Genomic DNA, 14,631 nt, shown 5'->3' on the forward strand with positions numbered 1-14,631 from the left:
GACGGAGCCGGCATCGGGTCGCCACGCAAGCCACTGCGCGCGGCGACCGATGCGCATCATTCCCAGCTCAGCGTTCCGCCGGTCTGGTATTCGATCACGCGTGTTTCGAAAAAGTTGCGTTCCTTTTTAAGGTCGATCATTTCCGCCATCCACGGGAAGGGGTTTTCCTCCTGGGGATACAGCGGTTCTATCCCAATTTGCTGGCAACGGCGATTGGCGATGAAGCGCAGGTACGACTTGAACATAGGTGCGTTCAAGCCCAGCACGCCGCGCGGCATCGTGTCTTCGGCGTAAGCGTATTCGAGTTCTACCGCCTTCTGGAACAGGCCGCGGATTTCCTCGCGGAATTCCGGCGTCCACAGATGGGGGTTTTCCAGCTTGATGGTGTTGATCAGGTCGATGCCGAAATTGCAATGCATGGATTCATCGCGCAGGATGTACATGTATTGCTCGGCGGCGCCGGTCATCTTGTTCTGGCGGCCCAGCGCCAGGATCTGCGTGAACCCCACGTAGAAGAACAGGCCTTCCATCAGGCACGCAAACACGATCAGCGACTTCAGCAGTTTCTGGTCGGATTCGGGGGTGCCGGTATGGAAGGTGGGGTCGGCGATGGCTTCGATGAACGGAATCAGGAATTCGTCTTTGGCGCGAATGGACGGGACTTCGTTGTAGGCATTGAAGATCTCGGCTTCGTCCAGGTCGAGGCTTTCGACGATGTACTGATAGGCGTGCGTGTGGATGGCTTCTTCGAACGCCTGGCGCAGCAGGAACTGGCGGCATTCAGGCGCCGTGATGTGGCGGTAGGTGCCCAGCACGATGTTGTTCGCGGCCAGCGAGTCGGCCGTGACGAAGAAACCCAGGTTGCGCTTGACGATGCGGCGTTCGTCCTCGGTGAGCCCGTTGGGGTTCTTCCAGAGGGCGATGTCGCGCGACATGTTGATTTCCTGCGGCATCCAGTGGTTGGCGCAGGTGGCCAGGTATTTTTCCCAGGCCCATTTGTATTTGAACGGCACCAGCTGGTTGACGTCGGTCTTGCCGTTGATGATGCGCTTGTCGGCAACCTTGACGCGATGCGCGGCGGCATCGTCGCTGCTTTGCAGGCTGGCCGCATGCTGCGGCGCGGCCGGGGTAGGCAGTGCCGCGTCGCCGAACACGCCGGTGGCGGCGCGGGCCGGCTGCCCGCCCGCCGCGGGGGCGGGCGATTGCGCCGGTTGCACTGCGAGTTTGTCGTCTTCCCAATTAAGCATGAATGAATTCTCCGGGCGGTGGTTTACTGGCAGGCTTCGCACTCTTCGAAGCCGGGATCACCCGGCCGCATGGTGCAAACCGCCCCGAGGACTTCGGGTTCAGGCAAGTTGGGGGCTGCCGCCGTAACCGCCGTGGCGGCCTGGCCGGCGCTGACGGCGTTCAGTTCGCCGCCGCGGCCCGTGGATTTTTCGGCGCTGGTGGCGCCCAGCGTGCGCAGGTAGTAGGTGGTTTTCAGGCCACGCTGCCACGCCAGCTTGTAGGTGTCGTCGAGTTTCTTGCCCGAGGCGCCCGCCATGTAGATGTTGAGCGATTGGGCCTGGTCGATCCACTTTTGGCGACGCGACGCGCACTCGACCAGCCAGCGCGGTTCGACTTCGAACGCGGTGGCGTAGAGTTCGCGAAGTTCGGAAGGTACGCGATCGATACGGGACAGGCTGCCGTCGAAGTACTTGAGGTCGGCGACCATGACTTCGTCCCAGAGACCGAGTTTCTTCAGGTCACGCACGAGGTAATCGTTAACGACCGTGAACTCGCCGGAGAGATTCGATTTGACGTACAAGTTCTGGAAAGTAGGTTCGATGCACGCAGATACGCCAATGATATTGGAAATTGTCGCAGTTGGGGCAATTGCGATGCAGTTCGAGTTGCGCATGCCGTGTTCTTTGATGCGCGCACGCAACGCATTCCAATCGAGCGTGCTCGATTCATCGACTTCAACATGGCCGCCGCGTTCGTCGCGCAGCATCGCCAGCGTGTCTTGCGGCAAGATGCCGCGCGACCACAGCGAGCCTTCGTACGAAGGATAGCGGCCGCGTTCTTGCGCGAGTTCGCTCGATGCCCAGTACGCGTGATAGCACACGGCTTCCATCGAGCGGTCGGCGAATTCGACGGCGGCTTGCGAGGCGTAGGGCACGCGCATCATTTGCAGGCAGTCTTGGAAACCCATGATGCCCATGCCCACCGGACGGTGGCGCTCGTTCGAGTCCTTGGCTTTCTTGACCGCGTAGTAGTTGATGTCGATCACGTTGTCGAGCATGCGCATGGCGATGCCGACCGTGCGCTTGAGCTTGTCGTGATCGAGCTCAAAGCCGCCAGCGGCAGCCGGCTTCATGTGCGCGACCAGGTTCACCGAGCCCAGGTTGCAAACGGCGATTTCAGAATCGTTGGTGTTCAGGGTGATCTCGGTGCACAGGTTCGAGCTGTGCACCACGCCCACGTGCTGCTGCGGCGAGCGGATGTTGCACGGGTCCTTGAACGTGATCCAGGGGTGGCCGGTTTCGAACAGCATCGACAGCATCTTGCGCCACAGCGAAATGGCCGGCATTTTCTTGAACAGCTTGAGTTCGCCGCTGGCCACCTTGGCTTCGTAGCCCAGGTAGGCCTGCTCGAAGGCCTTGCCGTACTTGTCGTGCAGGTCGGGGCAGTCGGACGGCGAGAACAGGGTCCATTCGCCGTTTTCCATGACGCGCTTCATGAACAGGTCGGGAATCCAGTTGGCCGTGTTCATGTCGTGCGTGCGGCGGCGTTCGTCGCCGGTGTTCTTGCGCAGCTCGAGGAATTCTTCGATGTCCAGGTGCCACGTTTCCAGGTACGTGCACACCGCGCCCTTACGCTTGCCGCCCTGGTTCACCGCCACGGCGGTGTCGTTGACAACCTTCAGGAACGGCACCACGCCCTGGCTTTCGCCATTGGTGCCCTTGATGTGGCTGCGCAGCGCGCGCACCGGGGTCCAGTCGTTGCCCAGGCCGCCGGCGTACTTGGCCAGCAGCGCGTTTTCCTTGATGGCGTCGTAGATGCCTTCCAGGTCGTCGGACACGGTGGTCAGGTAGCACGACGACAGCTGCGAGTGCAGGGTGCCCGAGTTGAACAGCGTGGGCGTGGAGCTCATGAAGTCGAACGACGACAGAATCTCGTAGAACTCGATGGCGCGCGCTTCGCGGTCGGACTCGCGCAGGGCCAGGCCCATCGCCACGCGCATGAAGAACACCTGCGGCAGTTCGATGCGGGTGCCGCGGATGTGCAGGAAGTAGCGGTCGTACAGGGTTTGCAGGCCCAGGTAGCCGAACTGCAGGTCGCGGCGGGCGTCCAGCGCCGCGCCGACGCGGGCCAGGTCGTACTCGGCCAGCTTGGCGTCGAGCAGGCCGCCTTCGATGCCGCGCTGGATGAAGGTGGGGAAGTACTCGGCGTAGCGCGTGGCCATGCCGGCCTGCGACACTTCTTCGCCCAGCACTTCCTTGCGGATCGTATGCAGCAGCAGGCGCGCGGTGACCTGGCTATAGGCCGGGTCTTTTTCAACCAGCGCGCGCGCCGACAGGATGGCGGACTTGAACACCTCGTCGACGGGAATGCCGTCGTACAGGTTCTTGACCGTTTCCTTCAGGATCGCTTCGGTGTCGATGAACTCGCTCAGGCCTTCGCCGGCGGCCTCGATGGTGGCGCGCAGCGCGGCCAGGTCGAGCGGGCGGCGCACGCCGTTGTCGACCACGTTCAGGTGGCTTTCCTGGGCGACGGCCGGCGCGGTTTTTTCCAGCACTTCGGCGGCGGCGGCGCGCTCTTGCGCGCGCTTTTCACGGTACAGCACGTAGGCGCGGGCCACATCGTGCTCGCCCGAGCGCATCAGGGCCAGTTCGACCTGGTCCTGGATGTCTTCAATATGGAAGGTGCCGCCGGCCGGGCGGTTGCGCACCAGGGCGTTGACCGCCTGCGAGGCGAGGGTCTCGACCAGTTCGCGCACGCGCGCGGAAGCCGCGCCCTGGCCGCCGTTGACGGCCAGGAAGGCCTTGGTCATGGCGATGGCGATCTTGCTGGGCTCGAACCCCACCACGGAGCCATTGCGCCGGATGACGTTGTAGCTGGCCCACTGGCCGCCGTTGGCGTCGGCGGGAACATCGGTTTGGGAGGGCGGCACGGCGGAAGGCCGGGTCACAGAGGCGATCGTAGTCTGCATGGAAGCTCCTGTGGAAATAGCGGATAACGCATGGGACGTGCCCATGCCGGGTGCTGATGTATCTGGAGAGGGGGGTCGTACGGTGCCGGTGCGAACGCCCGGCTGCGCCAGGCGGAAGTGAATCCGACTATTCTGACGACCACTACATATAGTGTAACACCCCTCGTATGGCACTAATTCTAGTGATGAGGGGAGGGGGGAACAAGGAGAACTCGATCCTCGTTCCCCAATTAATTGCGACTAAATGTAACGCGCTAGCTGGTAAGGCGCGTATGGCATGGTTTTCGCATTTCAGGCCCCGATTTCATGCGCTTTTGCGCGCGGAAACCGCCGGAGAGCCCGATGGACCATAGTGTTGCAACATCTGCTCCAGGCGCTGCCGGTAGTGTGTCACGCTAGCCACCTTGACGTGCCCAAAGCCCCGCACCTGCTCGGGCAACGCCGCGATACCCGCCGCCTGGACCAGGTTGGCCGGCGACAGGTGCTTCAGCAGAGTCTCTACCGTCTGGCGGTACTCCTGGATCAGCTGGCGCTCCATGCGCCGTTCGGCGCTGTGGCCGAACGGGTCCAGCCAGGTGCCGCGCAGGCCCTTCAGACGCGCCAGGAGCCGCATGGCCGGCCAGGCGGCCGGCCCCAGCGCAAGCTTGCGGGGAATGCCGGTGTGCGGGTCCTTGCGCGCCAGCAGCGGCGGCGCCATATGAAAGCGCAGGGTGTAGCCGTCTTCGAACTGCTCGCGCAGTTGCTGCCGGAAGCTGCCGTCGGTATACAGCCGCGCGACTTCGTATTCGTCTTTATAGGCCATCAGCTTGAACAGGCTGCGGGCCACCGCCATGGCCAGCCGCGGCGTGCGCGCCGTGGGCGCCAGCTCGCGCTCGCGCTGCGCCACCCGGTCGACCAGTTCCCGGTACTGGCGGGCGTACGCGGCGTTCTGGTAGGCGGTCAGGTCGCGCTCGCGGCGCGCCACGGCGCGCTCGAACGATTCGGGCACGTGCAGCTGCACCACCTGCGCCGCCGGGCGCAGCGCGTCTTCGAGCGCCTGTGGCTGGTGCGCCGCCAGGCGGCCGGCCTCGAAGGCGTCCCGGTTGGCCTGCACGGCCACGCCGTTGAGCTCGATGGCGCGCGCCAGCGCGGCGTGCGACAGCGGCACCGCGCCGCGCTGCCAGGCGTAGCCCAGCATGAACATGTTCGACAGAATGCTGTCGCCGAACAGCGCCAGCGCGGCCTGGTGCGCGTCGAGCGCGGCCGTGCGGGCCTCGCCCGCGGCATGGCGGATCTTGGCCAGCAGCGCTTCGGGCCGCAGCGCCGCATCGGGGTTTCGGGTGAATTCCGATACCGGCGCCACGTAAGTGTTGACCACCACCTGCGTGTGCCCGCGGCGCAGCGCGCCCAGCGAATCGGGCGCTACCGCGGCCACCGGGTCGCACAGGATCGCGGCGTCGGCCTGTTGCCAGTCGAGCCGCACCGGGCCTTCGGGGGCGTGGGGCGGGGCCAGCCGGATGTGGCTGACGACCGTGCCGCCTTTCTGGGCCAGGCCGGTCAGGTCCAGCACCGAGGCAGACAGGCCCTGCAGGTGCGCGGCCACTGACACGATCGCGCCTATAGTAATGACGCCGGTGCCGCCCATGCCCGCCACCAGCATGCGGTAGGGTTGCTCGGGCGCGTGGGCGGGCGGCAGGGGCAGCGCGTCCAGGTGCCGCCGCCAGGCCGGCGCGCCGGGCGTCGGGGCGGCCCGCTTGCGCAGCGTGCCGTCCAGCACCGACACGAAGCTGGGGCAGAAGCCTTCGGCGCAGGAATAGTCTTTATTGCAGCTCGACTGGTCGATGGCGCGCTTGCGGCCATAAGGGGTTTCCAGCGGCACGATAGACAGGCAGTTCGACTGCACGCCGCAATCGCCGCAACCTTCGCACACGGCGCTATTGATCAGCAGGCGGCGCGGCGGGTCGGGAAACTGCTGCTTCTTGCGCCGCCGCCGCTTCTCGGCCGCGCAGGTCTGGTCGTGGATCAGCACGGTGACGCCGGGCGTGGCGCGCAATTCGCGCTGCAGGGCGTCGAGTTCGCGCCGATGGTGCACGGTGACGCCGGCCGGCAGCTCCACCCCCTGGTATTTGGCGGGTTCGTCGGTGGTGACCACGATGCGCGCCACGTTTTCGCCGCGCAGTTGCTGGCAAATCTGCGGCACCGAGATCGGGCCGTCCACCGGCTGGCCGCCGGTCATGGCGACCGCGTCGTTGAACAGGATCTTGTAGGTGATGTTGGCGCGCGCCGCCACCGCCTGGCGGATCGCCAGGTAGCCGGAATGATAATAGGTGCCTTCGCCCATGTTCTGGAACACGTGCGGCATCTCTATATAGCGCGACAGGCCGATCCAGTCGGCGCCTTCACCGCCCATCTGGGTCAGGCCGCCGGTATCGCGGTCCATCCACGCGGCCATGTAGTGGCAACCCACGCCGGCCAGCGCCTGGCTGCCTTCGGGCACTTTGGTCGAGCTATTGTGCGGGCAGCCCGAACAGAAATAGGGGCGCCGGCGCATGCCATCGGCGTCGTTGGACAGCGGCGCCGGACAGGCGAGCGCGGCCGGGTCGGCGGCGCTGCGCAGGCCGGCCGTGCGCGCCAGCCATGCGGCCAGCGGCGCAGCCAGCAGCGACGGCCGCAGTTGCCCGGCCGATGGCACCAGGGGCTCGCCATCCAGGCCGGTCTTGCCGGCCACGCCGGGGCGCGCGGGCAAGTTGTACAGCAGGTCCTTGATCTGGCCCTCTACCACCGCGCCTTTTTCTTCGATCACCAGAATATGCGACAAGCCGCGCGCGAAGTCATGCAGCCGGCCGGCGTCCAGCGGCCAGGTCAGGCCAGGCTTATAGATGCGCACCGGCGTATCGGCCGCCCACGGGTCGATGCCCAGCCGGGCCAGGGCTTCCAGGGTATCCAGGTGTGCCTTGCCCACGGTCACCAGGCCCACGCGCGCGTGGGGCGCGGCGCAGACCAGGCGGTCGATTGAATGGCGCCGCGCGAAGGCGCGCACGGCGCGCAGGCGCTTCTGCATGCGCAGTTCCACCGCCGGCGAAAGAAAGTCGCGCGCGGTGTATTCCAGCGCTTCGGGCGGCAGGTCGGGATCGGCCGGCATGTCGTAGCGGGCGGGCGGCGCCGGCGTATATGCCTGGCCGCTTTCCACCGTTTCGGAAATGGCCTTGAACGCCACCCACGCGCCGCTGTAGCGCGACAGCGCCCAGCCCCACAGCGCAAAGGTCTCGTATTCCTCGATGGAAGCGGGGTGCACGATCGGCATCTGCCAGCCGATCAACGAGGCTTCGCTGGCGTGCGGAATCGACGACGACACGGCCGTATGGTCGTCTCCCACCACGACCAGCACCCCGCCGTGGCGCGAGGCGCCGGCCGCGTTGCCGTGGTGCAGGGCGTCGCCGGCGCGGTCCACGCCGGGGCCCTTGCCGTACCACAGGGCGAACACGCCATCGACCTTGCGGTCGGCGCGCACGCCGGCCTGCTGCGTGCCCATGACGGCGGTGGCGGCCATGTCTTCGTTGATGCCGGGCACGAAGGTGATCTGGTGCGCATCGAGAATGGGCCGGGCCTTCCACATGGCCATGTCGACCCCGCCCAGCGGCGAGCCGCGATAGCCCGACACAAAACCGGCGGTGTTCAGGCCGCGTTCGCGGTCCAGCCGGCGCTGGGCCAGCAGTACGCGCACCAGCGCCTGCGTGCCGGTCAGGAATACGCGGCCGCGTGTACGCGTCAGGTTGTCCTGCAGCTGGTAGTCCAGGTCCAGGGCCGGTTCGGCCGCGGGGGTTCCGTCCATGATGGGCGCTCCTATTCGTTCTTACCATGATAGGTGCGCGCAACTGCCTGTTTATTGCGTTATTGGATCGTGTAATCCCTATAATTCGAAATGAACATTTCGTTTGGCGCTATTTGGCACTCAGGAGCAAACATGGACAAGACCGACATCGGCATTCTGCGCGCCCTGCAGGAAGACGGCCGGGCTTCGGCCCAGCAGTTATCCGAGCAGGTGGGCCTGTCGGCCGCGCCGGTGTGGCGCCGCGTCAAGGCGCTGGAATCGGCCGGGGTCATCCTGGGCTATAGCGCGCAGGTGGATCGCGCCAAGGTCGGGTTGCAGGGCTGCATGTTCGCGCAGATCAGTCTCGAGCGGCATTCGGCCAGCACGGTCGAAACCTTCGAGCGCTCGGTGCGCGATGCGCCCGAGATCCTCGAATGCTATGCGGTCACGGGCGATTCCGACTTCCTGCTGAAGATTCTGGTGGAAAGCCCGGAGGCTTACGACCGCTTTCTGCACCGGTTCCTGTTCAACCTGCCGGGCATCCGGCAGACGCGCACCATCGTGGCGCTGCGTGAGATCAAGCATGAGGTGCGCTTGCCGCTCAGCGCGGCTTGATGCCCGGGATGTCCTCCCACTCCCCTTCGGCAAGGAACTGTTGCTCTTACACACCATCTGCAAGTTGGTGTCATTGCATCCCAAGGGCGCCGTCATTAGAGTCCCACCTGCGCGAACGCACGTCCGGGCCGGCTTCTTGCTACCGGGCGGCGCGCGCTGTTTCGAGGACGTCATGAATAAAGTGTTGTGGTTTCGCCGTATCGGCGCCGTGGGCGCCGCGTTGATCCTGGCCGGCTGCGCGGCCCGCAAAACCGGGCAAGCGCCGTCGCCGGCCGCGCCCGCCGCGGCGCCGCCCCAGGTGGCCTGCACGCCGGCCGAGCCGGGCAGCCGCATGGTCGGAACCTGGCAGTCGAACACCCGGCCGCGCGGCGTGTCGGGCGAGTTCAGCGCGCTGTACACCCTGGCCGCCGACGGCACCATGACCTACACCACCCAGCTCAAGATCGGCAAGCGCATCCGCCCCGGCCTGCGCGAGGCAGGTTGCTGGCAACTGGCCGAGGGTGTCCTTACCTTGCAGACCACACGCTCCAACGGCGAAGCCGTCGATACGGCCGACCCCATCTACCAGAACCGCTACCGCGTGGAAAAGGCCGACGACAAGCGCCTGACGCTGCGCGAATTGCGCGCGGGCGGGCAGGTGGTCACGGCGCGCCGCATGCCGCCGGGCTACCACCTGCCTTACTGATATGCCGACGCCGACAGGCAGTTCACAGAATCGTGCCATTGCGCTGCTGGCGCTGGCCGCTTTCGTCAGCGCCAGCGCGTTCCGCATCTGCGATCCCATGCTGCCCCGGCTGGCCGCCGATTTCGGCACTTCCACCGGCCAGGCCGCGGCCACGGTGACCGCCTTCGCGGTGGCATACGGGCTGCTGCAGATGTTCTTCGGGCCGGTGGGCGACCGCTACGGCAAGTACCGCGTGGTGGCCGTGGCCACTTTTGCCTGCGCGATCGGCAGCATGGGCGCGGTGCTGGCGCCGTCGCTCGACGTGCTGGTGGTGTGCCGCGCGCTGTCCGGCGCGGCGGGCGCCGGCATCGTGCCACTGTCGATGGCCTGGATCGGCGACAACGTGCCTTACGAGCAGCGTCAGGCCACGTTGGCGCGGTTTCTTACCGGCACCATCCTGGGCATGGCGGCCGGCCAGCTGGCTGGCGGCTGGTTCGCCGACACGGTCGGCTGGCGCTGGGCATTCGGCGCCCTGGTGGCCGGCTACCTGATCGTGGGGCTGCTGCTGTGGCGTGAAGTCGCTCAGCAGGCCGCCGCGTCGGCGGCCCGTCCCGCGCCCGGCCCGCGCCAGGGCTTCGCGGCCCAGGTACGCGTGGTGCTGGGTGTGCCCTGGGCCCGTGTGGTGCTGGCAACCGTGTTCGTCGAGGGCCTGCTGGTGTTCGGCGCGCTGGCGTTCGCGCCGGCCTATCTGCATGCGCGCTTCGGGCTGTCGCTGACGGCGGCCGGCGCGGTGGTGGCGGTGTATGCCCTGGGCGGCCTGCTGTACACGCTGGTGGCCGGGCCGGTGCTGCGCCGCCTGGGCGAGCGCGGCCTGGCCGCCGCCGGCGGGCTGGTGCTGTGCAGCGCCTTCCTGATTTACTTGCTGGGTCCGGCCTGGGGCTGGGGCCTGGCGGCCAGCATGCTGGCCGGGTTCGGCTACTACCTGCTGCACGCCACGTTGCAGACCCACGCCACGCAGATGGTGCCCAACGCGCGCGGCACGGCGGTGGCCTGGTTCGCCTCGTGCCTGTTCCTGGGGCAGGCCGTGGGCGTGGCGCTGGCGGGGCTGGTGGTGGATGCGGCCGGCGCCGCCGCGCTGTTCGGCGTGGCGGCGGTGCTGCTGCCCCTGCTGGGCGGCAGCTTCGCCTGGGCCCTGCGCCGCCGCCTGGCAGCGCACTAAGCCGCCGCGCAGGTTCAGGTGCCTGACTCCCGCAGGGGTCAGACACCGAGGGTGCTCTTTAAAGCGCGGCCAGGCGCTGCAGCACGGCGTCTTTGCCTACCAGGGCCAGTACGGCGTCCACGGCCGGCGTCTGCGTCTGGCCCACCACGGCCACCCGCAGCGGGATGGCCAATTGCGGCATTTTCAGGCCGCGGTCGGCCAGCACCGCCTTGATCAGTGCGGCAATCGCTTCGCGGGTCCAGTCGGCGCCCTGGGCGCGCTGCGCAAAATCGGCCAGCGCCTCGCGCGCGGCGGGGGTCAGGTGCTGTTCGGCCAGTTCGGCGGGCGCCGGCTGGTACGGCTTGCAGAACAGCAACGCCGATTCCGCCAGCTGTTCCAGGGTTTCGGCGCGGTCTTTCAGCAGGCCCATGGCCGCGGCCAGGTCGACCGCCGCCGGGTTGCCGCCGCGCCGCTCGATGCGCGGCGCCACGCGGGCGGCCAGTTCGGCGTTATCCATCTGCTTGATGTAGTGCGCGTTGACCCAGTTCAGCTTCTTGGGGTCCCATTGCGAGGCCGACTTGGACAGGTGGCGGGTGTCGAACCACTGCACCAGCTGCTCGCGCGTGAACAGCTCGTCGTCGCCGTGGCTCCAGCCCAGCCGCGCCAGGTAATTGACCATGGCTTCAGGCAGATACCCCTGCGCGTCGTATTCCATGACGTTGACCGCGCCGTGGCGCTTGGACAGCTTTTCGCCGTCAGGTCCCAGGATCATCGGCACATGGCCGTATTCGGGCAGGGTGGCGCCCAGCGCACGCAGAATGTTGATCTGGCGCGGCGTGTTATTGACGTGGTCGTCGCCGCGCAGCACGTGGGTAATGCCCATGTCCCAGTCGTCGACCACCACGCAGAAATTGTAGGTGGGGGTGCCGTCGGGCCGGGCGATGATCAGGTCGTCGAGCTCGGTGTTGTCGAAGCTGATGGGGCCCTTGACCATGTCGTTCCAGCCCGTGGCGCCGTCTTGCGGATTCTTGAAGCGCACGACCGGCTTGCGGCCAGCTGGCACGGGCGGCAGCGTTTTGCCAGGCTCGGGACGCCAGGTGCCGTCGTAGCGCGGCTTCAGACCCCTGGCGCGGGCGGCTTCGCGCATCGCCTCGACTTCTTCGGGCGAGCTGTAGCAATGGTAGGCGGTGCCCGCCTGCAGCATCTGGGCAATGACCTCGCGGTAGCGGTCCATGCGCTGCATTTGATAGAACGGCCCTTCGTCGGGCTGCATGCCCAGCCAGTCCATGCTGTCCAGAATGGCCTGCACCGCTTCGGGGGTCGAGCGTTCGAGGTCGGTATCTTCAATGCGCAACACGAACACGCCCTGGTGGTGGCGCGCGAACGCCCAGGAAAACAGCGCGGTGCGCGCGCCGCCCAGGTGCAGGAAGCCGGTGGGCGAGGGCGCGAAGCGGGTACGGATGGTGGCAGGTGTAGAGGTCATGGGAAACAGGAAAAACAGCGTGGCGGGCCCGCGGGAATTGCGGGAAAGCACGGGGCGCGATCATGGCGGCCGCGCGCCGGTCTTTGTTACGATGGCCTTATTTTAGAATAGCGCCCGTTCCGCTCATGCTGCGCCACGCTCTTGCCCCGCTGTTCGAGCCTCGATCGCTGCTCATCGTAGCCGACCGGCCCCTGCCGGCAGCCGAATCCCTGCCTGCCGGGCTGCGCCAGCGCATCACGCGCGTCGACGCCGAACCGGGCGTGGCGCCCGAGCTGCCGGCAGCCTGTGCCGGCCTGGCCGATGGCCAGCGGCCCGACCTGGCGCTGGTCTGCGTGTCGCCCGCCGTGCTGCCCGAAACCCTGCGCCGCCTCGAGCCATTGCGCCCGCGCGCGGCCATCGTGCTGCCGCACGAACTGCCCGATCCCTATCCCGGCGGCACCCTGGCGCTGTGTCGCGCCTGGGCCGAGAAAAACGGCTGCGAGCTGCTCGGCCCCCGCGCCTTCGGCGCGCAACGGCCGCACGCGGGCCTGAACCTCAGCCAGCATCCCACCCTGGCGCGCGCCGGCCGCGTGGCCCTGGTGGCGCAGTCGCGCTCCATCACCGCCGCCGTCATGGATTGGGCCGAAGACGTTCACATCGGGTTCTCCACCGCGGTGTCGCTGGGCGATGAAGCCGCCGTCGGCATGGCCCAGGTGCTCGACTTCCTGGCCAGCGACCCGCGCACCGACAGCATCGTGCTGTACCTCGAAGACGTCGGCACCGCGCGCGAATTCATGAGCACGCTGCGCGCCGCGGCCAGCGTCAAGCCGGTCATCGTGCTCAAGGCTGGCCGCGACGGCCCGGCCGGCAGCGACGCCGTGCTCGACGCCGCCCTGCGCCGCGCCGGCGCGGTGCGGGTGCGGTACTTCGTGCAACTGTTCTCGGCCGTCAAGGTGCTGGGCTACACCCGGCGGCCGCGCGGCCGACGCGTTGCGCTGCTGTCCAACGGCAGTGGCCCGCCGCAGCTGGCGCTCGACCTCATCGGCCCCGACGCGGCCGTGCTCAAGGCCGAACTCGCGCCGTCCACCCGGCGCGCGCTGGCCGGCCTGCTCGAGCCCGACGCCGCCATCGACAATCCGGTCATCACCTATGTGCCGCTCACGCCCGAGCGCATCCAGGCGGTGCTCGACTGCCTCATCGACGACAACGGCGTCGACGGCGTGCTGGTGCTGCTGGCCCCCGACGCCCTGGCCGACATGCACGGCGTCGCGCGCCAACTGGCCCAGATCGCGCCCAAGGCGCCCAAGCCGGTGGTCAGCTGTTTCATGGGCGACGCCGGCATGCGCCCGTTGCGCCGCATGCTCGACGACGCGGGCACGTCGGCGTTCCGCACGCCCGAATCGGCCGCCGACGCCTTCGGCGTGCTGGCCACGCACTACTACAACCAGCAGTTGCTGCTGCAAACCCTGCCGCCCGAGCCGCCCAGCCGCCTGCCCGACATCGCCCGCGCGCGCGCCGTGCTCGACGGTGCGCGCCAGCAGGGCCGGCTGACCCTGTCCGCCGCCGAATGCCGCAGCGTGCTCGATGCCTTTTATGTACCGCTGCGCGACGTGCCGTCGGGCGTGCTGCCCGGCGAACCCGAATCGCGCCCCATGGCAATCCGCGTGCGGCGCGACCCGCGCTTTGGGCCGGTCATCCAGTTCGGCGCCGGCGGCCCCGATGCCGTGCTTGCCAGCGGCACCGACCGGGGCATGGATCTGCCCCCGCTCAACGGGTTCCTGGCGGGCCAGCTCATCGAGCGCAGCCGCGCCTGGCGCCGCGTGCTGGCGCCGCAGATCAGCGGCGCGGCAACCGAGGCCGTGCAGCAGGCGCTGGTGCACGTGTCAGAGCTGATTTCCGAGCTGCCCGACATCGAATCGCTCGACATCGATCCGCTCTACGCGGGCGAGGCGCAGCTGCGCGCCGCGGACCTGCGCATCACGCTGTGCGCCGAGCCCGCCTGCGCCACGCCGCAGGCCAGCGGCTATCCGCACATGGCCATCCATCCGTATCCCGCGCGCCTGGTGCGTGCGCGCGAATTCGACGATGGCACGGCCTGGACCATCCGCCCCATCCGGCCCGAAGACGGCCAGACCCTGCAGGAGTTCATTCGCGGCCTGTCCGAGCAGTCGCGCTATATGCGTTTCGTGTCCATGATGCGCGAGCTCACCCCGCGCATGGTGGCGCGCTATACGCAAATCGACTACCACCGCGAGCTGGCCCTGGTGGCCACCACGCAGGTGCCCAACCCCGAAAACCGCGGCCATCCGCGCGAGGTCATCATCGGCTTCGCGCATTACCTGCGCAACCCCGACGGGCGCGGCGCCGAATACGCCCTGGTCATCGGCGACGACTGGCAGCGCCGCAAGCTGGGTGGGCAGTTGATGGAAGTCCTGATCGACGCCGCGCGCGAACAGGGTCTCGAATACATCGACGGCCTGGTGCTGGCCAACAACCGGCCGATGCTCACGCTGATGACCCGGCTGGGCTTCACCAACGACCCCGACCCCGAAGACCCCACCATGCGCAGAGTATGGCTGGATTTGCTCCCTGGCCAGGGGTCAGGCTCCGCAGGTGCCTGACACCGCTGTGCGCGATGGGTGTCTCGATCGCACGGTGTCTGACACCTGCGGAGTCAGACACCTGGTCAGAACACTTCCCGGCAAGA

8 protein-coding genes are annotated in these 14,631 nt (G+C 67.5%); 4 read left to right on the forward strand and 4 right to left on the reverse strand.

The annotated features are described in order from the left end of the window. Positions 1-56: 56 nt before the first annotated feature. From BPET_RS02920 to BPET_RS02930, 3 genes are all read right to left on the reverse strand, one after another. Positions 57-1,247, reverse strand: coding sequence for a ribonucleotide-diphosphate reductase subunit beta (locus tag BPET_RS02920; protein ID WP_012247604.1), 1,191 nt, complete (start codon positions 1,245-1,247; stop codon positions 57-59). Between the two features lie 23 nt (positions 1,248-1,270). Continuing rightward, on the reverse strand, positions 1,271-4,195 hold the full coding sequence (locus tag BPET_RS02925; RefSeq protein WP_012247605.1) for a ribonucleoside-diphosphate reductase subunit alpha: 2,925 nt from the start codon (positions 4,193-4,195) through the stop codon (positions 1,271-1,273). A gap of 304 nt (positions 4,196-4,499) precedes the next feature. Then, a complete protein-coding gene (locus BPET_RS02930; RefSeq protein WP_012247606.1) occupies positions 4,500-8,006 on the reverse strand; it encodes an indolepyruvate ferredoxin oxidoreductase family protein in 3,507 nt (1,168 codons plus the stop codon). Positions 8,007-8,138: 132 nt separating this feature from the next. On the opposite strand from BPET_RS02930, the gene BPET_RS02935 reads away from it, so the two are divergent. The 3 genes from BPET_RS02935 (at position 8,139) to BPET_RS02945 (ending at position 10,483) form a co-directional block, all read left to right on the forward strand. Beyond that, positions 8,139-8,600 (forward strand): Lrp/AsnC family transcriptional regulator, encoded by a 462-nt coding sequence (locus tag BPET_RS02935; protein ID WP_012247607.1) that lies wholly within the window; start codon positions 8,139-8,141, stop codon positions 8,598-8,600. 172 nt (positions 8,601-8,772) lie between these two features. Next, positions 8,773-9,285, forward strand: a complete 513-nt coding sequence (locus BPET_RS02940) for a hypothetical protein (protein ID WP_041862663.1) — start codon at positions 8,773-8,775, stop codon at positions 9,283-9,285. A 1-nt stretch (position 9,286) separates the two neighbouring features. Then, on the forward strand, positions 9,287-10,483 hold the full coding sequence (locus tag BPET_RS02945; protein WP_012247609.1) for an MFS transporter: 1,197 nt from the start codon (positions 9,287-9,289) through the stop codon (positions 10,481-10,483). A 58-nt stretch (positions 10,484-10,541) separates the two neighbouring features. Here BPET_RS02945 and gltX read toward each other — a convergent pair whose 3' ends face one another. Further along, on the reverse strand, positions 10,542-11,945 hold the full coding sequence (gltX, locus tag BPET_RS02950) for a glutamate--tRNA ligase (protein WP_012247610.1): 1,404 nt from the start codon (positions 11,943-11,945) through the stop codon (positions 10,542-10,544). 125 nt (positions 11,946-12,070) lie between these two features. Here gltX and BPET_RS02955 point away from each other — a divergent pair, with 125 nt between their 5' ends. After that, complete coding sequence (locus tag BPET_RS02955; protein WP_012247611.1) at positions 12,071-14,545, forward strand: bifunctional acetate--CoA ligase family protein/GNAT family N-acetyltransferase; 2,475 nt, start codon at positions 12,071-12,073, stop codon at positions 14,543-14,545. Positions 14,546-14,631 lie beyond the last annotated feature (86 nt).

It is taken from the genome of Bordetella petrii (genome assembly GCF_000067205.1).
Taxonomy (GTDB): Bacteria; Pseudomonadota; Gammaproteobacteria; order Burkholderiales; family Burkholderiaceae_B; genus Bordetella_A; species Bordetella_A petrii.